This window comes from Domibacillus indicus, assembly GCF_023715895.1.
Taxonomy (GTDB): Bacteria; Bacillota; Bacilli; order Bacillales; family Domibacillaceae; genus Domibacillus; species Domibacillus indicus_A.
Genome location: NZ_JAMBOO010000003.1, coordinates 59,951 through 81,295 on the forward strand (window position 1 = coordinate 59,951; position 21,345 = coordinate 81,295).

At 46.1% G+C, this 21,345-nt stretch carries 22 protein-coding genes; 3 read left to right on the forward strand and 19 right to left on the reverse strand.

Going from position 1 to position 21,345, the window contains the following annotated elements; translation table 11 throughout:
- Positions 1 to 13 precede the first annotated feature (13 nt).
- The 7 genes from M3221_RS06585 to M3221_RS06615 form a co-directional block, all read right to left on the reverse strand.
- A complete protein-coding gene (locus tag M3221_RS06585) occupies positions 14 to 898 on the reverse strand; it encodes a sulfite exporter TauE/SafE family protein (protein WP_251270720.1) in 885 nt (294 codons plus the stop codon).
- Positions 899 to 915: 17 nt separating this feature from the next.
- Entirely contained in the window at positions 916 to 1,536 is a 621-nt protein-coding gene (locus M3221_RS06590; RefSeq protein WP_251270721.1) for a precorrin-2 dehydrogenase/sirohydrochlorin ferrochelatase family protein, read from the reverse strand.
- Positions 1,521 to 2,270 (reverse strand): sirohydrochlorin chelatase, encoded by a 750-nt coding sequence (locus tag M3221_RS06595; protein ID WP_251270722.1) that lies wholly within the window; start codon positions 2,268 to 2,270, stop codon positions 1,521 to 1,523. The genes M3221_RS06590 and M3221_RS06595 overlap by 16 nt, the downstream gene beginning before the upstream one ends.
- Positions 2,267 to 3,040 (reverse strand): uroporphyrinogen-III C-methyltransferase, encoded by a 774-nt coding sequence (cobA, locus tag M3221_RS06600; protein WP_251270723.1) that lies wholly within the window; start codon positions 3,038 to 3,040, stop codon positions 2,267 to 2,269. Before cobA ends, M3221_RS06595 begins: the two co-directional genes overlap by 4 nt.
- An 87-nt stretch (positions 3,041 to 3,127) precedes the next feature.
- Positions 3,128 to 3,724: an adenylyl-sulfate kinase gene (gene cysC, locus M3221_RS06605; RefSeq protein WP_251270724.1), complete on the reverse strand. Its 597-nt coding sequence runs from the start codon at positions 3,722 to 3,724 to the stop codon at positions 3,128 to 3,130.
- Positions 3,725 to 3,738: 14 nt separating this feature from the next.
- Entirely contained in the window at positions 3,739 to 4,878 is a 1,140-nt protein-coding gene (sat, locus tag M3221_RS06610; protein WP_251270725.1) for a sulfate adenylyltransferase, read from the reverse strand.
- Positions 4,879 to 4,950: 72 nt separating this feature from the next.
- Positions 4,951 to 5,670: a phosphoadenylyl-sulfate reductase gene (locus M3221_RS06615; protein ID WP_251270726.1), complete on the reverse strand. Its 720-nt coding sequence runs from the start codon at positions 5,668 to 5,670 to the stop codon at positions 4,951 to 4,953.
- A 193-nt stretch (positions 5,671 to 5,863) separates the two neighbouring features.
- Between M3221_RS06615 and M3221_RS06620 the strand changes: the two genes are divergently transcribed.
- Entirely contained in the window at positions 5,864 to 7,486 is a 1,623-nt protein-coding gene (locus M3221_RS06620; RefSeq protein ID WP_251270727.1) for an ABC-F family ATP-binding cassette domain-containing protein, read from the forward strand.
- 38 nt (positions 7,487 to 7,524) lie between these two features.
- On the opposite strand, the gene M3221_RS06625 is transcribed toward M3221_RS06620, so the two are convergent.
- The 3 genes from M3221_RS06625 to M3221_RS06635 are packed head-to-tail and all read right to left on the reverse strand — an operon-like array spanning position 7,525 to position 9,562.
- A complete protein-coding gene (locus tag M3221_RS06625) occupies positions 7,525 to 7,944 on the reverse strand; it encodes a universal stress protein (RefSeq protein WP_251270728.1) in 420 nt (139 codons plus the stop codon).
- Between the two features lie 17 nt (positions 7,945 to 7,961).
- Positions 7,962 to 9,284 (reverse strand): FAD-dependent oxidoreductase, encoded by a 1,323-nt coding sequence (locus M3221_RS06630; RefSeq protein WP_251270729.1) that lies wholly within the window; start codon positions 9,282 to 9,284, stop codon positions 7,962 to 7,964.
- Positions 9,281 to 9,562 carry a GNAT family N-acetyltransferase gene (locus M3221_RS06635; protein WP_251270730.1) on the reverse strand — a complete coding sequence of 94 codons (282 nt, stop codon included), beginning with the start codon at positions 9,560 to 9,562 and terminating at the stop codon, positions 9,281 to 9,283. Before M3221_RS06635 ends, M3221_RS06630 begins: the two co-directional genes overlap by 4 nt.
- A gap of 151 nt (positions 9,563 to 9,713) precedes the next feature.
- Between M3221_RS06635 and trhA the strand changes: the two genes are divergently transcribed.
- Positions 9,714 to 10,370 carry a PAQR family membrane homeostasis protein TrhA gene (gene trhA, locus M3221_RS06640; RefSeq protein WP_251270731.1) on the forward strand — a complete coding sequence of 219 codons (657 nt, stop codon included), beginning with the start codon at positions 9,714 to 9,716 and terminating at the stop codon, positions 10,368 to 10,370.
- Between the two features lie 29 nt (positions 10,371 to 10,399).
- Here the strand turns inward: trhA and M3221_RS06645 are convergent, their stop codons facing one another.
- From M3221_RS06645 to M3221_RS06685, 9 genes are all read right to left on the reverse strand, one after another.
- Positions 10,400 to 11,347, reverse strand: coding sequence for a tripartite tricarboxylate transporter substrate-binding protein (locus tag M3221_RS06645; RefSeq protein WP_251270732.1), 948 nt, complete (start codon positions 11,345 to 11,347; stop codon positions 10,400 to 10,402).
- Entirely contained in the window at positions 11,344 to 12,024 is a 681-nt protein-coding gene (locus tag M3221_RS06650) for a response regulator (RefSeq protein WP_251270733.1), read from the reverse strand. Before M3221_RS06650 ends, M3221_RS06645 begins: the two co-directional genes overlap by 4 nt.
- Positions 12,021 to 13,304, reverse strand: a complete 1,284-nt coding sequence (locus tag M3221_RS06655; protein WP_251270734.1) for an ATP-binding protein — start codon at positions 13,302 to 13,304, stop codon at positions 12,021 to 12,023. The genes M3221_RS06650 and M3221_RS06655 overlap by 4 nt, the downstream gene beginning before the upstream one ends.
- Positions 13,305 to 13,397: 93 nt before the next feature.
- Positions 13,398 to 14,723 carry a CitMHS family transporter gene (locus M3221_RS06660; RefSeq protein ID WP_251271112.1) on the reverse strand — a complete coding sequence of 442 codons (1,326 nt, stop codon included), beginning with the start codon at positions 14,721 to 14,723 and terminating at the stop codon, positions 13,398 to 13,400.
- A 257-nt stretch (positions 14,724 to 14,980) separates the two neighbouring features.
- Positions 14,981 to 15,340 carry a helix-turn-helix transcriptional regulator gene (locus tag M3221_RS06665; RefSeq protein ID WP_242232899.1) on the reverse strand — a complete coding sequence of 120 codons (360 nt, stop codon included), beginning with the start codon at positions 15,338 to 15,340 and terminating at the stop codon, positions 14,981 to 14,983.
- A 100-nt stretch (positions 15,341 to 15,440) separates the two neighbouring features.
- Positions 15,441 to 16,880 (reverse strand): phospholipase D family protein, encoded by a 1,440-nt coding sequence (locus tag M3221_RS06670; protein WP_251270735.1) that lies wholly within the window; start codon positions 16,878 to 16,880, stop codon positions 15,441 to 15,443.
- Positions 16,881 to 16,951: 71 nt separating this feature from the next.
- Complete coding sequence (locus M3221_RS06675; protein WP_251270736.1) at positions 16,952 to 18,016, reverse strand: acetyl-CoA C-acyltransferase; 1,065 nt, start codon at positions 18,014 to 18,016, stop codon at positions 16,952 to 16,954.
- Positions 18,013 to 19,416, reverse strand: coding sequence for an AMP-binding protein (locus M3221_RS06680; RefSeq protein ID WP_251270737.1), 1,404 nt, complete (start codon positions 19,414 to 19,416; stop codon positions 18,013 to 18,015). Before M3221_RS06680 ends, M3221_RS06675 begins: the two co-directional genes overlap by 4 nt.
- 31 nt (positions 19,417 to 19,447) lie before the next feature.
- Positions 19,448 to 20,002 (reverse strand): biotin transporter BioY, encoded by a 555-nt coding sequence (locus tag M3221_RS06685; protein ID WP_251270738.1) that lies wholly within the window; start codon positions 20,000 to 20,002, stop codon positions 19,448 to 19,450.
- A 164-nt stretch (positions 20,003 to 20,166) separates the two neighbouring features.
- On the opposite strand from M3221_RS06685, the gene M3221_RS06690 reads away from it, so the two are divergent.
- Positions 20,167 to 21,330 carry an aminotransferase class I/II-fold pyridoxal phosphate-dependent enzyme gene (locus tag M3221_RS06690; RefSeq protein ID WP_251270739.1) on the forward strand — a complete coding sequence of 388 codons (1,164 nt, stop codon included), beginning with the start codon at positions 20,167 to 20,169 and terminating at the stop codon, positions 21,328 to 21,330.
- Positions 21,331 to 21,345: the final 15 nt, after the last annotated feature.

A 21,345-nucleotide genomic window follows, 5' to 3' on the forward strand; every position in this document is an offset into this window, starting at 1 on the left:
ACAGGTCTTGTTTTTAAGATACTCTTTTTTGTTCACTGCGGGCGATTTGCTTTTCTTTTCGAACCATATAAACCGTTAGTGGAACCCAAATAATAAGGAGCGCAATAAATACCGCCGATTGGGCTGAACCAGGGATATCCGTATATTTAAAAATGGCATTTAAATTTGTAAAAATCAGCATGCCGCTTACAATAACCGCTAACACACGTGTTGGCAGGCTTTTCACAATATAGGCAGCAATAGGCGCTGCGATAATACCGCCAAGCATAATCGCCCCTGCCCACAGCCAGTTGATTTTCTCAGGGCCAAGTGAAATCATGAATCCAATTGTGGCGGACATGGCAACAGCAAATTCACTGGCTGCTACTGTCCCAATAGCGATTCGGGGCTCCATGCCTTTTTGTGAAAGTAAAGCTGGTGTTGCAATAGGTCCCCAGCCTCCGCCTCCACTGGCGTCAAAAAAACCGCCGATAAGGCCTAGAGGGATAAAAAAGCGATTTGTTGGCGCTTTTGGTGCTTGCTTTTGTGCATTCTTTAATAAAAGGAAACGGCCTAATATAAATAGCCCGAGACAAAGCAGGAACGTAGAAACGTAAAGACGTACATATTCTCCCGTCAAGTTGCTTAGAAAAGTTGCACCGGCAAACGCACCAATAGAGCCAGGGATAATAAGTTTTTTCAGCATGGCTTTATCGACATTTCCAAATTTCCGGTGACTAATGCCCGATGCTGCCGTTGTCACGACCTCTGCCATGTGAACAGAAGCCGATGCAACCGCCGGAGCAATTCCCGCAGACAAAAGCAACGTTGTTGATGTCAGGCCGTAGCCCATTCCAAGGGCCCCGTCCACAAGCTGGGCAGCAAGCCCGACGAGTGCAAAAATGATAAAACGTTCCATACCGTTCCTCCTGTAGTCTACAAGGCGGGATACTCCTCTTTAAGATCCGCCATGTATTGTTTTCTTTTCTCTGGATATTCCAAATAATCATTCTCTACTGCCCTTTTCAGCCACTTTCGCCGTTCAGGGCGTTCAGGAATATGCCGTTTAATATACTGGCGGACCTCATACAAAAAATCTACATACGCTTCATAACGTTCGTCAAATTCTTCTTCCAGCTGATTACGGATTTGAGTGGAGAGAGATGGGCTTGCGCCGCTTGTAGACACACTGATCATAAGCTTTCCGCGCATCATGACAGCAGGAATCTGTGCATTGCCAAGATCATTATGCTCTGCATGGACAACGAGTTTTCCATGGCGGACAGCAAGCTCAGCCATTTTGGCATTTGCCTGCTTGTCGTCTGTGACAAGCATAATTAAAAACGCATCCTCAAGATCGCTCCACTCGACTTTCTTACGATGAAGCACTACTTTTCCTTCATGAGCCAATTGTTCAATAGACGGGTGAAAATCGGGGCTGACAATGTGCGGCTGTATGCCGAACCGAAGTAAATTCTCGGTTTTGTGAAAAGCGATCGGACCGCCGCCCGCAATCACAACCTTTTGTCCGCTCAAGTCAATCATGATGGGAAACATACAGGCTCCGATTGGGCAGCTTCTGCTACACGCTGTGCTAAAATACGGCCAATAACCGGATCATACCCGAGATGGCGGCAAAGATGAATCTCGCTGGTTGAATTCAGCTTTTTAACAGCTCGTTCCATCGTTTTCGTCAATATACCGGTAAAAAGCAGGTAAGGCACGATAAACAGCTGATGAGGCTGCTTGTCTACCGCCTGGCGAAGAGCGTCTTCAAAAGAAGGTTCACAAGCTGCCATATAACCAATAGTCACATCAGTTAACTTGGTTTTAGATTGAAAAAGATCGAGAATGTGGCCGAAGTCTTCCTTTGTTGCCGGATCACTGCTTCCCCGTCCTACAAGCAGAACCGACGCATTCGCTGAAATCGGCGCGGCTTCTTTCATCCGGTCGATTAACACATCGATAATTTGTTCCTGTACACCCAGCGGGCGTCCGTAACGAATCGCAACATCAGGGAAAAGCTTGGCTGCTTTTGCAAGCTCTTCTGGAATGTCTTCTTTTGCATGCCCTGCTGTCAGGAGGAGAAACGGAATCGCAGTGATATCCGTTGCTCCTCTTTCCACACAGGTACGAAGCCCTTCTTCAATAGAAGGGGCTGAAAGCTCAAGGTAGCAAATTTCCTGGATGGGCATGTCAACAAGCGGCATGGTTTCACGGATAAAATCCGCCGCCTGCTTGGCGCCTTCTTTTATGCGTGTTCCATGGCAAATGTAAAGAACTGCTTTCATCCTTTTGCGCCCCCCTGTACCTTTTCCGCATTTTCTTTAAACCATTGTAATTCCCCTCGCATTTTCACCACTTCACCAATGACGATCATGCTTGGATTGGTAATCCCTTCTTCTTGTGCAACATCATAAATGTTTTCGAGTGTGCCTGTTACCGTCTGCTGCTTTTCCGTTGTTCCCCAATGAATCAGAGCTGCCGGTGTTTCGGGCGATTTTCCATAGCGAATTAATTTTTCCTGAATGTAAGGAAGATTTTTGACACCCATATAAATGGCAATCGTGTCAATTCCTTTTGCAAGAGACGCCCATTTTGTTTCTTCATCTGCGCCTTCTTTGCGGTGGCCGGTTACGATGGCAAAAGATGCGCCGTAATCACGGTGAGTTACAGGAATACCGGCATACGCAGGCGCTGCGATACCAGATGTGATACCTGGAATCACTTCAAAGTCAACGCCGTTTTGTACAGCAAACGCCGCTTCCTCGCCGCCACGGCCAAATACGTATGGATCGCCGCCTTTTAGCCGGACAACCTGCTTGCCCTGCTTGGCATGCTCCACAAGAAGCTCGTTAATGTTTTCCTGCTGGACAAAATGACGATCTGGCAGCTTTCCGCAAAAAAGAAGCTCCGCTCCTTCTTTGGCATGGTCAAGAAGCTCCATGCTGATCAAGCGGTCGTATAAAATCACATCTGCCTCCTGTATTGCCCGTAACCCTTTTACCGTAATTAAATCCGGATCCCCCGGACCTGCACCGACAAGCCATATTTTGCCCATCGTGCCACCTCCGTTCATCATGCATTTCTCTCTATCTGCTGCTTTTTATCATAGCCTGAATGAAGAGCTCAGGCAAGGTGCTCTTTTTTACAGCCAGTTGTTTTTCTTTAAGTACTCAACAAGCTGCTCCACGCACTCTTCAACGGAATATTGATCCGTATTTAACACAAGCTCCGGTTTTTCCGGTGCTTCATACGGAGATGAAATGCCAGTAAACTCAGGAATCTCGCCTGCTCTTGCTTTTTTATACAAGCCTTTTGGATCGCGCTGTTCACATTTTTCAATCGGGCACTCAACGAATACTTCAATAAACTCGTCGTTTTCAAGCAGTGCGCGAACGGTATCACGATCTTCACGGAATGGAGAAATAAAAGCTGTGAATACAAGCTGGCCTGCATCTACAAACAGTTTAGATACTTCCCCAATACGGCGGATATTTTCTTTGCGTGCTTCATCTGAGAAACCAAGATCTTTATTTAAGCCGTGGCGCACATTGTCGCCGTCTAATACATACGTGCTTACGCCAAGATCAAACAAGCGGCGGGCCGCAGCATTTGCGACCGTTGACTTGCCGGAACCGGACAGCCCGGTAAACCATAATACCGCGCTGTGGTGTCCGCTTTTCTTGCGTCGTTCTTCTTTTGTTAGTGACTGTTCATGCCAGACGATATTGTTGTTCGTCATGTTTCTTCTCTCCCTTATGCGTTTGATGTTTCTTTCATTCCACGGATTAGAACTTCTACCACTTCTTTACGGCTGAATTCTGCCGGTGGAATTTCTCCTGCACGAAGCATTTCACGCACTTTCGTACCAGAAAGAATCACATGGTCTTCTTTTGAATGCGGGCATGTTTTGGAAGAAGCCATGTTTCCGCACTTTTTGCAGAAAAAGCTGTGTTCAAAGAACAGAAGCGTAATGCCGATTTCTTCTGCTGTGAAGTTTGAGAATATTTCTTGTGCTTCATACGTACCGTAGTAGTCACCAACACCTGCATGGTCACGGCCAACGATAAAGTGTGTGCAGCCATAGTTTTTGCGGACAATCGCATGGAAAATCGCTTCGCGCGGTCCAGCATAGCGCATAGCTGCCGGGAATACAGCAAGCTTCACACGGTCTGCCGGGTAATAATCGCGAAGAAGCACCTGATAGCTTTCCATACGGATATCAGCTGGAATATCATCGGATTTTGTTTCGCCAACAAGCGGATTTAAAAGAAGCGCGTCTACAATTTCAAGCGCTGATTTTTGAATGTATTCATGTGCACGGTGAACCGGGTTGCGTGTTTGGAAGCCGACAATTTTGTTCCAGCCATTTTCACGGAAGATACGGCGTGTTTCGGATGGATCAAAGTAAAACTCTGCGAATTGCTCGCGCTCAATGCGTTTCACAAGTGTAATCGGGCCGCCCAGGTAAACCGGACCGCGGCTGTATACTTTTTTCACGCCTGGATGTGCTTCTTCTGTTGTTTTATATACATTTTGTGCTTCAAGCTTTTGATCAGGCTCATAAATGTCTTCAATGTTCAGCACACCATATACCGTGCCGTTTTGTTTCAATAGGACTGTGTCCCCTTTTTCATATCCAGATGCATCCTGTACAGGGAGCGTAATCGGAATGCTCCAAACTGTGCCGTCTGCGAGGCGCATATCTTTTACGACGCTGTCATAGTCTTTTTGTGTAAGGAAGCCAGTAAGCGGGCTGAATGCGCCCGTGGCGATTAATTCAAGATCACTTAAAGCCGTCGCATCAAGTTCGACTTCTTTTGAAATGCCGGATAGGTCAAAATCCGGTTGGTATTGGTTGATAAGTTGGCCTCCATGGGCAGCAATGTTCGTCATGTATAGGTCCCTCCGAATAGGTTAAAATTCATAGATAAACACTTGGTATTATTTTTAAAAAAATTTAAGATCTTACGGATTGGTTGTATGAAGACCGCATTCTGTTTTACCGGATCCGCTCCAGCGTCCGGAACGAATGTCCTCCATTGAAAAAGCAGGCTTTGTGCATGGTTCGCAGCCAATGCTTGGGTAACCCTGGTCATGCAGTACATTATAGTCAAGCTCATGCTTTGTTACATAACGCCACACTTCTTTCCACGTCCAGTGAATCAGCGGGCACACTTTAATTTTTTGGAATCGGTTATCAAGATTTAAGTAATTTGTGTTTGCTCTTGATTCCGATTGCTCACGGCGCAGCCCGGAAATCCAAGCTGTTGACGGAGCCAATGCTTTTTGAAGCGGAATGATCTTCCGGATTTCGCAGCATTTATTCGGGTTTGTAGCAAACAAGTCTGGTCCAAACTTGGCCGCTTGTTCTTCAATCGTCATCTCTGGCTGCTGCATACGAATATTCAGCTGAGGATAACGAGCTTTTACTTTATCGATGGTCTCGTATGTTTCTTTAAAATGATAATGCGTATCAAGAAAAACGATTTCTGCATCCGGCTTCACTTGAGCAATCAAGTCAATTAAAACAATGCCTTCAATTCCGAAGCTGCAGGCATAAACAAGCTTGTCGCCATACGTATCATATGCCCACCGAAGCACTTCAAGTGCTCCTTTTGTTTCTGAATCAGCCGGAAAGTCAGGGATCTGATCCTGCATATCATTCCATGATTCAAAGGTAATCATTGATGTCCCCCTCTTTATTATCTGTTCTTTTCGAATGAGTTTAGTTTATCAGAAAATAATGCAAAGTCAATCCTATTTGCTTACTCGGAATTAAAAAAGATTTGCTCGCTTTTTCAATTTACTGTTTATTCTTTTTTTCTCCCAAGAATGATATAATCAGAGGTGATGAATTCATATTGGGAGGAAAAAACATTTGATTACAGTACAAGACGTCAGCCTGCGCTTTGGCGACAAAAAATTGTTTGAAGATATTAACTTAAAGTTCACACCGGGGAACTGCTACGGACTCATCGGCGCAAATGGTGCCGGCAAGTCTACATTTGTTAAAATTTTATCCGGTGACCTGGAGCCGCAGACCGGTCATGTGTCCATGCCAAAAGATGCGCGTCTTGCCGTATTAAAGCAGAACCACTTCGAATATGAAGAGTTCGGTGTAATGGAAACAGTTATTATGGGCCATGCCCGTCTTTATGAAGTAATGAAAGAAAAAGATGCGATCTACATGAAAGCTGATTTTACGGATGAAGACGGCATGCGCGCAGCGGAACTCGAAGGTGAGTTTGCTGAAATGAACGGCTGGGAAGCAGAATCCGAAGCCGCGATTCTCCTTTCTGGTTTAGGTGTTCAAGAAGCACTGCATGACAAAAAGATGTCAGAGCTTGATGGATCAGACAAAGTAAAAGTGCTTCTTGCCCAGGCCTTATTCGGCAAGCCGGACGTTCTTTTGCTGGATGAGCCGACCAACCACCTTGACATTGAAGCGATCCGCTGGCTGGAAGAATTTCTAATTAACTTTGAAAATACTGTTATTGTCGTATCCCATGACCGTCATTTCTTAAACAAGGTATGCACGCACACGGCAGATCTTGACTTTGGAAAAATTCAAATTTATGCCGGTAACTATGATTTCTGGTATGAGTCAAGCCAGCTTGCACAAAAATTACAGTCAGATGCGAACAAGAAAAAAGAAGAGAAAATCAAAGAACTTCAAGCATTTATCGCTCGCTTCAGCGCCAATGCTTCAAAGTCAAAACAAGCGACCTCACGGAAAAAGTCTTTGGATAAAATCACGCTCGATGATATCAAGCCTTCTTCCCGTCGTTACCCATATGTACAGTTTACGCCTGAGCGTGAAATTGGGAACGATGTCCTGCGTGTAGATGGATTGTCCAAAACAATTGATGGTGTGAAAGTGCTTGATAACGTAAGCTTTATTATGAACAGAGAAGATAAAATTGCGCTTGTCGGCACAAATGAAGCAGCCAAAACGGCGCTGTTTAAAATTTTAGCAGGCGAAATGGAGCCGGACGAAGGCTCATTCAAATGGGGCGTAACGACATCACAGGCTTACTTCCCGAAAGACAACTCCGAATACTTTGAGGGGTCAGAAATGACGCTTGTAGAATGGCTGCGCCAATTTTCGCCGGCGGATGAAAGCGAAAGCTTCCTGCGTGGATTCCTTGGCCGGATGCTTTTCTCTGGTGAAGAAGCATTGAAAAAAGCAAGCGTGCTGTCCGGGGGCGAAAAAGTCCGCTGCATGCTGTCTAAGATGATGCTGTCCAGTTCAAACGTTCTTTTATTGGATGAACCGACCAACCACTTGGACTTGGAATCTATTACGGCCCTTAACAACGGCTTGATTGCGTTTAAAGGCGCCATGATCTTCGCGTCTCATGACCATCAGTTTGTTCAGTCAACAGCGAACCGTATTATCGATCTTACACCGAAGGGAATCATCGATAAGATGATGACGTATGACGAGTTTTTAGAAGATACAGAGCTTCAAAAACGCGTAAAAGAGATGTATGCTTCCTAAATAAAAAAATGGCACCTCCCTATGGAGGTGCCATTTTTTTATTTTACGATCATCACGGGACAGTTCACCCGTTTCATCACTTTGTGGCTTACGCTGCCAAGAACGAACTGCTGAAGATGGTTCAGTCCCCTGCTGCCGAGAATAATCAGGTCCGCCTTTTGGGCATTGGCGTACTTCACAATAGCGGGACCTGGATCTCCTTCCCGTACCAAGACGGAATATGGAATTTCCTTTCCTGTAAAAAGGGCTTCGTGACGAGCCAGTTTGTCCCGCCGTTCCCACTGAACCGCATTCATGCGTTCCTGCTGCAAAGAAGCTCCTTTTGATTTATCAGGCCTTGGAACAAACACAATCGTAACCGTACATGAAGAAGAAGCACCCGCTATCGCCGCAGCATGCTCGGCAGCACGATACGAATGCTCTGAACCGTCCGCTGCCAAAATAATATGTGAATACATACGCGCTCCCTCCCGCTTTATCTGGCCCGGCGCGCCGCTTGCTGAATAGGATCCCATACACTGTTAACCGGCGGAGAATAGCTTAAATCCAAATCTTCCAGTTCCTCGATGGTCATGTTGTTAAACAGGGCAGCCGACAGCACATCTATATGCTTCTCCGCCCCACGCTCGCCCACAGCCTGGCCGCCAAGCAGCAGCCTGGACTCCGGATCATATAAAATTTTCACACGAAGAGGAGAAGCATCCGGGTAATAGCCGGCTCTGTTTTTTGTTTCAACCGCAGAGACCTGGTAGGAAACCCCTTCCCGCTTCGCTTCCCTCTCCGTTAAGCCGGTTGATGCAGCTACCAGGTTAAAAAATTTAAAAACGGACGTACCGGTAACGCCTTTAAAGGATCTTGTCCGGCCGGCCATGTTCAGTCCGGCAACTCTTCCCTGCTTGTTAGCAGTTGTGCCGAGCGGAATATAATCAGGTTTTCCTTTTACGAGATGAAAATGTGTGGCACAGTCACCGGCTGCGTATATACCGGGTACCGAGGTCTCCATTCGATCATTGACGATAAGCGCTCCGTTTTCAAACATATGGATGCCTGTTTTCTTTAAAAAAGCGGTATTAGGACGAATACCGACAGCAGCAATGACGAGATCAGCCGGATAAGCAGCGCTGCTCGTTACAACCTGTCCTGCTTCAATTGCCTCAACGTGTTCATTCAACGATAGAATCAGACCGTGCTGCTCGGCTTCCTGATGAAGCGCCTCGGTCATATCCGAATCAAGCATGCCGGCAATTTGGCTGCTTCTTTGAACAATCCGGACCCGCTTTTTGAGCCGGTGAATGTTTTCAGCCATTTCAAGGCCGATATATCCTGCTCCGATAATGACAACTTCGTTTACCTCTTTTGAGCTGAGATGGCACATTAAACGCTCGGTATCCGGAATGGTTTTGACGACGTGCACCCTTTCTACACCTGCTCCTTTCCAGGACGGCAGAACCGGGCTGGCTCCGGTTGCAATTAACAGCCGGTCATAGGAAACTGTAAACGTTTCTTTTGTTTCGTGATTCACGCCGGATACAGTCCGTTTTACCGGATCTACCGCTGTAGCTTCATGCAAAATGCGGGCATCGATCCCATACTTCGTGCGAAATGTTTCAATACTTCGGGCAATCACTTTATCCGTTGAGGGAATAAGACCGCCGACCACATAAGGAAGCCCGCACTGACCATAGGAATAAATAGATCCCTTTTCAAGCACAGTAACCTCTGCTTCGCTGTCATTACGCACGATTTGCATGGCAGCACTCATGCCGGCCGCGTCTCCTCCAATCACCACATATTTCATGTAGACAGGGCATTCACATCATCATATTTGCCGCCTCTTGCAAATTTTGCGACGACATAGGAGCAGGAAGGAATAATTTTAAGGTTTTCTTCTCTTGCATAATCGGCAAGCGTATCAAGCAGCTGTTCAGCTATACCACCGCCGCGAAGCTCGTTTGCGACATACGTATGGTTGGCATTGATTTTTCCTTCCCCAGCCGGGACGTAGGTAATTTCCGCAACACGCCGGCCGTCTTTCTCCATGTAAAAAATGCCGTTTTCATGTTTAATTGGTTCCATTTCAAAAAAACCCCTTTCATCCATTGTCTTTATCAGTATACCCGTTTTTCCGGTATGTCCTAACCTTTTTGAAAGGCGGAACGAGAATAATTCGAAATGAATATGCTACAATACGACTGTGACATTTACCCAATGGGAGGAGCTGCCGCATATGAAAGAATCTTCGACTACACATGTATTTTCCAGGGGTGAGGAAATTGCCAACTCCATTACCCACGGAATTGGCGCCCTGCTCAGCTTAGCCGCTCTTGTTTTATTGATTGTTTTTTCGGCCATTTACGGAACCGGCTGGCATTTAGCAGGATTTATGGTTTTTGGCATTACGATGCTGCTTTTATATGTGTCTTCTACGCTTGTTCATAGTTTTCCTCAAGGAAAAGTAAAAGACTTGTTTGAAATTTTTGATCATGCGTCTATTTATTTGTTTATAGCAGGTACGTATACGCCATTTTTATTTGTGGCCGTCCAGGGAGCGCTCGGCTGGACACTGTTTGGTTTAATATGGGGAATGGCCATAGCAGGCACGGTGTTTAAATGCTTTTTTGTAAAGCGGTTTGTCGGGCTGTCTACCCTTTTGTACGTGATGATGGGCTGGCTCATTGTTTTTGCCTGGGGGCCGCTTACAGCCGCTCTGTCACCCATGACGATTTCTTTTCTCGTTACCGGGGGGATTTTATACACAGCAGGCGCCATTTTTTACGTCTGGCGCGGTTTTCCGTATCATCACATGATCTGGCACTTGTTTGTACTGGCAGGCACCGTATTTCACTTTTTTGCGGTTCTTGGCCTTTTGCCGCAAACAGCGTAAAAGCTGTCTCTAATGATTAGAGACAGCTTTTATTTTTGATTCATTATATAGCGGTATTTTTTCGTTTCAGACCGGAGCAGTGCCTCTGTATCCTCGCTGTTCCGATAAAAGTGAGTCCAATGGTTTTTCTTCAGCTCTTCTTTCCAATAAGGAGAAGATTGAACCGCGTTTAAAAGTTCGCCCCACCATTTCTGCTCCGCTTCTGTTAAATCGCCAGGTCCCATCACTCCGCGCCAGTGCGGAAACACGACATTAATGCCTTGTTCCTTCCATGTTGGCACATCCGGGAGATGACCAAGCCGCTTTGGCGAGGAAATGGCGATAATGCGGACGTTTCCATTTGCCGCAAAATCTTCTGACTGAGAGGAAGACAGAGAAGCGGCAGCGATTTTGCCGGTTTGAAGCGCTTCGAGGAGCGCTTTTCCGTCAGGATAGCGAAAAAAACGAAGGGAAGCCGCCGATATGCCTTTTGTACGTGCTGCCTGGGCAAAAGCAATTTGATCATCGTTTCCAAATTGCGGCTCAATGCCAATGGGATAGCGCCCGGGCTCTCTTTTAAGCTTATCCATTAAGTCATTAATTGACTGGATAGAAGAATCACTAGAAACGATCACTGCCTGCCACTCGCTGGCCATCGTGGCAAGCGGCGTAAAATCTTCGTATTGAAGTTTGCTGTGCCCAAGCAAGTTGTTTGTGAGCAGCAGGCTTGAGTTAATGGCGATTGTACTGGAGTCTTCTTCGTTTAAGCGGGCCCAGCCGTCATTTCCGCCATCGCCTTCTTCGTACACAATATGTATGGGCTGTTTGATAAGCTGCTCCCTTTCAATAACCGTTTTAATCGATTTGGCGAGTGCATCCCAGCCGCCGTTTGGAGAGCCGGGGACAATAAAGGTCAGGTCCTTTTCTTCAAGCGGTGGAGAAGACGCCGTACAGCCGGCTGTAAAAAAAATCAGGACAAGCAAAAGAAGCTGCTTCATGACCCAACCTTGAAATAGCGGCGTTCCGGTCGCCCGACGATGCCGTATTCGTGTTCAACCCGGCATTTCCCCACTGTAACAAGGTATTCAAGATAGCGTCGTGCCGTCGTCCGGGAAGCGCCAATCCGGGTGCCCATTTCTTCAATCGATACGCCGTCCCGGAGGTTTTCTAATACTTCCGACACCCGGTTTAGTGTCACGCTGTCGATACCGGTCGGCAGCTGGGCCGCTTGAGGCGATGCTTGGACGTTCCCGGCAAAATAAGCGTCGACTATATCCTGGGTGACCTGGCTTGTGTCCTGGAGCAGCTGTTTTTTCTTTTTATACTCGTTTAACACGGATGTGAACTTCTCAAGCGAAACCGGCTTGATTAAATAATGAAAAACGCCGTAACGAAGTGCTTCTTCAAGCATTTCTTTTTCCGAAGCTGCGGTAACCATAATAATATCGATTTTCGGGAAACGGTTCTTTATGATCGGCAGCAGCTCCGTGCCGAGCATATCCGGCATATAAATATCCAGCAGCAAAACATCCACTCTCTTTTTTTGGAGCAAGGCAAGCGTATCTTCTGCATTCAATGCTTTTCCTGCAAGCGTAAACCCGGTTAATTGTTTAACAAACTCTTCTTGTATACTGGCAATGCGAAAGTCGTCTTCTGCGATCGCAACGTGTATCATCCACGTCCATCTCCTTTAACTGTGTTCTTCGGTATGTAAATCGTAAAAATAGTACCGGAAGGGTCATTTGGCAGCACCTCAATCACGCCTCCGTAAGCATCAACGGCTTCTTTTACATTATAAAGGCCAAACCCCCGGTTTTCCCCTTTTGTCGATACTCCTTTTTCAAACAGGGACGAAACCGTTTGTTCATCAATCCCAGTCCCATTGTCGGTCACTTCGATAATTAAAGTTGGACTCGCATCTGTGATCAAAAAAGAAACACCAGGGTTTTCTTTTTGCCTGACGGCTTCAAATGCATTATCAATTAAATTGCTGATAATGGTTAAAAGAGCATGGCCGTCCATATGGGAAGGAATGCCGGACAGCATGCTTTCCTGTTCGATCGTAAAGGAAATCTTTTTTTCTGATGCTTTAGCGGTTTTGCCGAGCAGCACAGCTTGAATCAAGTCGTCTTTAATTTGTTTAAAAACGATGTGCTGCTGCAGGGAAACACTATCTGCTTCCCTTTGAATAAATTCAAGAGCAGCTTCATGGCGGCCAAGCTGCAAAAGGCCGGATAAAACATACAGTTTGTTCATAAATTCATGTGTCTGAGCCCGGAGCTCGTCGGAATACAGCCGTATTTCATCAATCGTTTTTTTATACAGGGAGGCAATTTTTACAGGCTCAAATCCAAGTGTATCAGATAAAATGCTTCTCGTGAGCCATAAACCGCCGGCAATCCCGACTAAAAGTGCTAACGCGGCAGCAATCAGGATATTTCCCGTTTGGGAAGCAATTTGGGCCGCAATTGATTTTTTGGAAAACTCAACAGAGACGGTGCCAATCACTTCTGAACGGCCGTCCGCTGTTTGCACAATCGGTGCTTTTCCGATAATCGCTTCGCCGTCTGTTCCCTTTTCCTCTACGGTGTAGGAACCTCCGTAAATAAGAGACCGGCTGTCTGATTCATGAAGCGGCTGTGCTTCTTGAAACGTAGATAAAGCGGTTCCGTTTCGGCCCGCAATCGAAATGGACTGCGCAGCGGTTCTTTCCTGAATATGCTTTAAGACGGGAAGCAGCGTATCTGATTTGCGCTCGTCGGTTAAGAAAGCACTCGTTTCCGGCATAAAAGAAATTGTTTGAGCAGTCTGCAAAGAGAGCTGGTGTACCTGATCGGCGGTTTCTTTTGCCTGAATCCAGTAAAAGACTGCAGACATGCCGGCTACGATGAAAAAAAGCAGACAAAAAACGAGTATAAAAATTTTCGTTCGAAGCGGCACGGTTTTTCTTTTCATGTGAACTCCTATCTTCTTTTTACCAAATTGTACGAAAAAAAAGGACAGAATAAAAGAAAAAATCCCGGATTCGGTTTGATCCGGGATTTTTTCTTATAGAGAAATAACACCTAGCAAAATAGCAGCCACCGTCATGACAACGGCTGTTCCGACTGTCCATAAAAGCGTAAAGCGCTGATATTGTCCAAAATCTACTTTTGCCATTCCAACAAGCAGATACGTGGAAGCGACAAGCGGGCTGAGCAAGTGAACCGGCTGGCCTAAAAGTGAAGCACGTCCAATTTCAACAGCACTTACACCGTAATTGGAAGCAGCCTCTGCGATAATAGGCAGAACACCGAAGTAGAAAGCATCATTAGACATAAAGAATGTAAATGGCATACTCGCAAGCGCTGTGATAACAGGAAGATGCGGTCCCATTGAATCTGGAATAATGGCAATCAGGCTTTTCGCCATCGCATCAACCATTTCTGTTCCAGATAAAATGCCTGTGAAAATACCGGCTGCAAACACAAGTGATACGACGGCCAGCACATTACCTGCATGTGCCGCAATACGTTCTTTTTGATTGGCTACATTCGGATAGTTTACTGTGATGGCAACAGCAAAAGCAAGCATAAACAAGATTGGCAGCGGCATAACGCCTAGAATAAGCATCACCATAAGTGCAATAGTCAGCGCAAAGTTAAACCAAAGAAGCTTTGGACGCTTCCATTTTGCGTCTTCTTCTGAAACAGCGGCTGTTCCAAAAAATGTTAAATAGCTTTTTCCTTCAACTGGCTGATTGAGTTCTTCCAATGAAAGGACACCAAGGCGGTTCCGTTCTTTTTTCCCCATCCAGTAAGCAGCAGCAATTACCCAAAGAGCGCCGGCAGCCATAACTGGAATAAGCGGATTAAACAGCTCCTGCATATCAAGGCTCAGGGCACTTGCTGCACGGGCAGTCGGCCCACCCCAAGGCGTAAGGTTGGTTACCCCTACAGCCATAAGCGCTACAGCCGGAAGAATAAGCGGATTCATTTTTAAACGCTGGTAAAGCGGAAGCATAGCTGAGATCGTAATCATGTAGGTTGTTGTTCCGTCTCCGTCCAGTGAAACAATCATAGCCAGTACAGCGGTACCGACCACAATTTTCATTGGATCTCCTTTAACCGCTTTTAAAATTTTTCCTACTACAGGATCAAACAAGCCGGCATCGATCATAATTCCAAAGTAAAGAATCGCAAACATCAGCATAACACCGGTTGGTGCAAGATCCGTAATACCCGTTAAAGCCATTTCTCCAATCTTAGATCCAAATCCGGCAAAAAGAGCAAATGCAGCCGGGACAATCATCAGTGCGATCAACGCGGATAATCTTCCGCTCATTATCAGATACATAAAAACAGCTACCATAGAAAATCCGAGAATGGCGAGCATTGTCATGGAAACCAACTCCTTTTTTTCTTTTTCTCATTTTTTTCATTTTTTACATTCGCTTTTTTGAAAACGCTTTATTAATGAATAATTTAAATAATTTAACTAGAAACGTATATAAAAAGAAAAATAAAAACATTTTATTTTTAAAGTGAATTGTGTTCATAAAATCCAAAATAGATCACTTTTCCTGCTAAAATACGACAAAAAACCGCTTCTCTCTTTAAAAGAAGCGGTTTTTTAACAGATCGTTATTCAGCTTAATAAACATCCTCCAGCGCTTTCCGTAACAAAGACATGCTGCGGTCGAGGTCGGTTTTCACTTGTTTCTTATATAACTTTGCTTTTTCATAGTCGGCAAATTGATAGATGACGATTTCTTTGTATTTTGCCCCTTCCTGCACTTTTTTCTGGCGCTTTAAAATGCCATCATCAATCAGTTCATGAAGAGAACGGTAAATTTCCGAATGGTTTGGCTCGTATCCAAATGCTTTAAACGATGCTTTCAGTTCATCCATTGCCTGCATACCGTACATTTTATGTTCTTCCACAAAACGAATCATATACAGTTTTAAGAATGCACGCTGCTTGATTAAAAACTTCCCTTCACCTCTTGGCATTTTGTCACGACCTTTTTTCTTTTATTTTAATTCTTTCTTTTAAAAATGTCAAATTTGAATTTTGCACATAGTGTAATTATTCAAAAATTTTGTTTTCTTCTTAAAAGGTTGTAAAATGAAGCAGTTTTTGAAATGAATAAATGGTTCGTTTCATAATAGATATTTTTTCGTTATGCTTTTCATATGGATCTGTGTAAATAGCTCCTTTATTTTCCCAAAGCATATGCATATACGCATCTACTTCTTTTATAATAGGTTGACTGTGAGCAGCTCTTATTTTCAGGTCTGTTTCCGGATTATAATTGTTTAAGTTGCGGGACGTATGATTGGCGGACCCGCTGATGACAACCGATTCATTTTCATGCCTTATGTACATCATTTTTGAATGAAATTGCTCCGGCGACTGGGCGAACCAGCGCACTTTTACCCTGTTATGTGTGTCTTCACGCAGTTCAGCTGCCATTGGAATATTGGGCAGGCCTGTTTTTTTGCGTCCAAACGAATTTTTATTTGTATCTAAAATTAAGCGGATATCTGCTCCCCGCTCTGCCGCGTCTGTCAGTCCTTCAATCACATTCCGGTCGGCTAAGTAAAACATAGCCAGCCAAATTTCGTCTCCTTTTTGGGCACGATCCAATTCTTGTTCAATTGCTTCTTGTATTTTTCCTTCCGTTAAAAGCTGGACACGAACTTCCCCACCTTTTTCGGCCGCATTCGTCCATTTTGGAAAAGAGATGTTCCCGCTTGTATCGGCAACGGCTTTTTCGCTTTGCAGCATATCTCCAACGAGCGCTCCTTTTACTTCAAACGCTGTATTCGCGAAATAATAGCTTGCGTCATGCGGGTTTGCTGAACTGATCAAGGTCGTTTTTTCGGTTGTAATGGTTTTTCGGTGATTCGCTTTTACATTCATTAGCTTCAAGTAGGAACGCACCGTCATATCCGGCGCCATATCCGTTAATCCATTCGGCAGCCAGCCTTCTTTGCTCTCACCCCACCACGTAAACAGCATGCGGTAAAATCCGCTGTAAATGGGATTCGGGTCCCGGAACGCATCTAAGTTTGTTTCAACAACCTCGATCCCTGCTTTTTTCATCGCTTCAAACTCGGGTACGGTATGAGAGCCATACGATGAATTTACTTCATCTGTAATAAAGATAATCGGCATGTCCGGATTTTCCGCTCTTTTTGCCAGCAGTGCATCCGTTGTTTTCTTTGTTATAGTTGGGTATTCTTTTTCTTTTTCATGGTAGGAATTAAATAAAAAGAAGTCCAAAACGATAAATTGTTCTGCTTCGTCTATAATGTCGAGGGTCCTTGTGAAAATTTCTTCCTTATAAAATTTCTCCCCGTTTTTTTCACCGGACAGGTTGTAGAAAAAATCAACATCTTCACTTGGAACGGCCCATTCTTTGCCCGCATACGAAATATGTTCCGGCAGCGGCTGGTATACGTTATACAGCATGATCACTACATATAAAGACAAAAAAAGAATGGCGAACAAGCGCCATTTCCCTCTCCGATCCAGCTCTTTTTTCATCCTTCTTTCCTCCTTCTCTTTTTTCTCGTTTTATACCCGTGCATGTACTGGTAAAAACCGATTTGGAGGTTTTAAACGCGTTCAAAAAGCATGGCTACTCCGATGCCGCCTGCACTTCCTACTGCGGCAATGCCGAATTGTTCATTCCGCCGCTGCATGCCGTAAAACAGCCGCAGTGCAAGCATGGCGCCGGATGCTCCGTACGGATGGCCAAGTGCCAATCCGCCCCCGTCCGGATTTATTTTCTCAAAAGGAATACCGAGCTTTCGTGCTGAGTAAATGATTTTCACAGCGAATGCTTCGTTTATTTCCCATACATCAATATCTGATACAGAGAGCCCCGTTTTCATCAGCAGCTTTTCAACCGCTGGCACAGGCGAAGCGGCTGGAAAGTTCGGATCGGCCCCACTGGCAGCGCTGGCTATCACTTTCAAGCCTGGTGCTTCTACAGACGTCATAAATATTGCACAAGCCGCATCATTAAAAGCAGATGCATTCAATGCGGTTACCGTTCCCCCTGGCTGAAAAGCTGCTTTTGCCCGCGGAGCCATTCTTTCAATCGGCCGTTTTTTTAAAGCTGCCTCATCTACTGAGTATCCGCCGACCGGGACGATTTCATGAGTGAACCGCGCTGCCGCGATCGATTCGGCAAACCGCCGATAACTTAATACAGCGTAATCATCCTGCTCCTTTCTTGAAATTTCTTCTCGACCAGCAAGCCATTCTGCTGCTATGCCCATTTCCGGATCTCCAATCGATTGCGGAGAAAACACCGCTTTTTCCGGGCGCAATGAGGTACTGGAGCTTTCACAGCCGCCGGCAATCACGTGCTGTGCCTCGCCGGAAGCAATCAATGCGGCACCAAGCCGAATCGCTTCCAGCCCTGATGAACACTGCCTGTCCACTGTGAAGCCGGGTACCGACTGGGGAAGCCCGGCTAACAGAGACGACAAGCGCGCAATATTTCCGCCCGGCCCCGTGACATTGCCTAAAATCACTTCGTCGGGCAAAGCAGCGGAGCAGTCTGCCAGCGTTTTGATAACAGGTGCTGCAAGATGGGCTGCTTCTATTGTTGAAAAAATCCCATTCTTTACTCCTACCGGCGTTCTTTTCGCATTCGTAATGTAAACAGTCACTGCAGGACCTCCTTTGCTTTTTCCTGAAGGGCTTTCCGGTCGATTTTCCCATTCGATGTGAGTGGAAGACTGTTTGTTTGAATCCAGTGTCTTGGCAGTTTTTGGACAGATAGAAACTGCTTGGTAAAAAAGCGGACGGCTCCCTTGTCTGCCCCGCCTGTATAAAAGCAGACAATCCGGTCGCCAAGGTGCACATCTTCAATAGACGTAACCGCTGCCGCATGTACATCCGGACATCTTACAACGATCCGCTCTATTTCTTCCGGATAAACATTTACGCCGCCTGTAATCATCATAAACTGCTCTCTGCCCACCACGTATAAACAGCCATCTTCATCCACATAGCCCGCATCTCCGACCGTATAAAAGCCGTCTTGATCGATATCAAGCTCGTACCGGCCTTCGTGCACATAGCCGCTGAACAGCATCGGGCTTTTCACATAAATGGTCCCGATCTGTCCGGGAGAAAGACTTTTACCTCCTGACCGGATATCGATCGTTACACCAGTGCTCGGTTTTCCGGAAGAAGCAGGCCTCACTCTGTAATCCTCTGGTGTCATATAAGACACAAAGCTGAGCTCGGAGGCACCGTAAAACTCATAAAGCGGTGCCGCTGGATATGTATCAGTCCATTGCTGTTTCCGCTCCGCTGTCCACCCTGCACCGGATAAAAAAACAATTCCTTTCGAAGCAAAGTGAAAGCGATTGTACAGCGCTTCAAGCATCGTCGGAACCGCGTAAAAAACAAATGAATCCAGACGGCTTAATGCTTGAGCCGTGTGCTGCGGCACAAACTTATCCATTAAAAGAATCGGCTGTCCGCTAAAAAAAGCAAATGCGGCTCCATATAAAAACAGTGAATGGTGAATAGGACCGGCAATCACGGCCGTTTCCTGCCCCGTTAGCGGAAAATCGGCCATCCCTGCTTCAAAACTTTTCAGCCAGGACCGCTGGCTGCGGATAAATTGCTTTGGCGTACCGCTTGAACCAGAAGTGAATCCAGAGTAAAACATACAATGAACATCTTCATGGCAATACGAAGAAGGGGTGGTTTGCTCGATCAAAGAACCGGTTTTTTCAAGCTGCTCTGCCGGAATGAACAGCACCGGCTTTGCGAGCCGAAGCCGCTCGGCCCGTTCTGCTTCTGTCATCCGCGGATCAAGCGGCATAAAAACAAAACCGGCCCGCACCGTACCACAAAATAAAGCAAGCGTTTCCCATCTGTTTCGAGCGGTTAACGCAACAGTCTCTCCCGGCTGCCCATGTGATAAAAGCCAGGCGGCAGCGCGCATCGTTATCTCCTCCCACTCCCAGTATGTAAAGGTTCGATTCGGCGTTTGTAAACAAATATGCTCCGGACACGAATGTGCCCGGAGCGATTGTGTGGACGTTAAATTCATCTTTTATCCCCCCACTGTACTATAGCAAAATTTATGCGGCGCGGCGAAAAGACGGTACAGCCTGCAGGGCGGTACGCAGTCTCGGAACAAGAAGTGCCGCCGCCGCTGCTTTTAGCAGGTCACCCGGAATAAAAGCGGCACTTGCCAGCACGACTTCTTTCAGCCCGACTCCTGTCACAAGTGACTGAACGGGAATACCAATGATATATAAAACAAGAACGCCTCCGATGACGTTAGCAGCAAACGTGCGCTTAGCTGATAATTTTGCGGCGCGTTCAACCAGGAAGCCGACAACAAATGCGCCCGCAATCCAGGAAATCAGAAAACCGGCACTTGGTCCTGCAAAAACAGCGAGACCGCCCCGCCCTCCGGCAAGAATAGGAGCTCCTGCTGCGACAGCGAGCAGAAAAATAACCTGGCTGAGTGCACCCAGCCGGGCACCGAGTATGCCCCCTGCAATCATTACACCGATTGTTTGAAAGGAAATCGGCACAGGCGTAAAAGAAAGCGGAATAGGCGGCAGGAATCCAAGCACAGCCATAATAGCAGCAAACATAGCCGCCTGCATCCAGTGAACTGTTTTCATATATGTAACCCTCCAGTGAATTGTTTTTTTCATTGTAAAAGGAGGCTTCCCTTATTGTCAACCTGTTTTTAATATAGTTAACAAATCAGGCCGCATACTTTTTTGATTTGATGTGGTAAAATAGGGCGCATACATACATATTTTCATGCAACGAGGTGCTTGTCTTGAAGATTCAACCTTCTAAAAGAATGGCGGCCTTTGGCCCATCCATTTTTAGTGACTTAAAAGCCTATACGGATCAAAAAAAGCAGCAAGGCGATATTTTAATTGATCTAAGCCTTGGCAGCCCGGACTTACCGCCGGATGAACGCGTTCGGACCGTTCTAGCCGATGAAAGTGCGAAAGCGGATGCCTACGGCTATACACTAGGCGGAACCACGCAGTTTTATCAATCCGTAGCCGATTATTACAAGCGGCGCACACGCGTCCTTTTAAACCCGCAAACAGAAATCGTTCAAACGATGGGATCTCAGGAAGGACTTGTGCATCTTCCTCTGGCTTTTTGTGATCCCGGTGATATCGTGTTAACGACAAATCCTGCTTATGTTGCGTATGAAGCCGGCATTTCTCTTGCTGGTGCGGTGCCGTACTTTATGCCGCTTCTGCCTGAAAATCAATTTCTGCCGGATTTATCTCTTATTCCAGAAGATATCGCTCAAAAAGCAAAGCTGATGCTGCTCAATCTGCCTGGCAATCCTGTACCGGCGATGCCGAATCGCGCATTTTTTGAGCAGGTCATTGATTTTGCCAAAAAGTATCATATCATTGTGCTGCATGACGCAGCTTATTCAGAGTTTTACTTTGAAGGCGGGGAACCGTTTAGTTTTCTTTCCATTTCCGGTGCAATGGAGGTAGGGATGGAAATCAATTCTCTTTCTAAAACCTTCAGTCTGGCCGGGGCACGCATTGCGTATATTGCCGGAAATGCTGACATGATTCGTGTGCTGAAGCAGCTCAAATCCAATTTGGATTACGGGGTGTTCGCTCCGGTTCAGAAAGCAGCTATTTTTGCCCTCGATCATGCGGAGGAAATCACAAACAAGCTCCGGATAGAATTCCGGGCACGGGCTGAAGCACTCTCATCAGGGCTTCAACAGATCGGATGGCCCGTTGAGCAGCCTGGGGGCGGCATGTTTTTATGGACGAAAATTCCGTCCGGCAGCGATGACCGCGCCTTTGTTTTCGAAGCGATTGATAAAGCCGGCGTTGTAATGGTGCCGGGAAGCGCATTTGGCACAGCGGGCAAAGGCTACGTGCGTATCGCCCTTGTACAGCCTGTTCCCTTATTAAAGCAGGCAGCAGAGAGGCTTAAAAAGGTGATTGTATGACGAAGAGAAGCACAC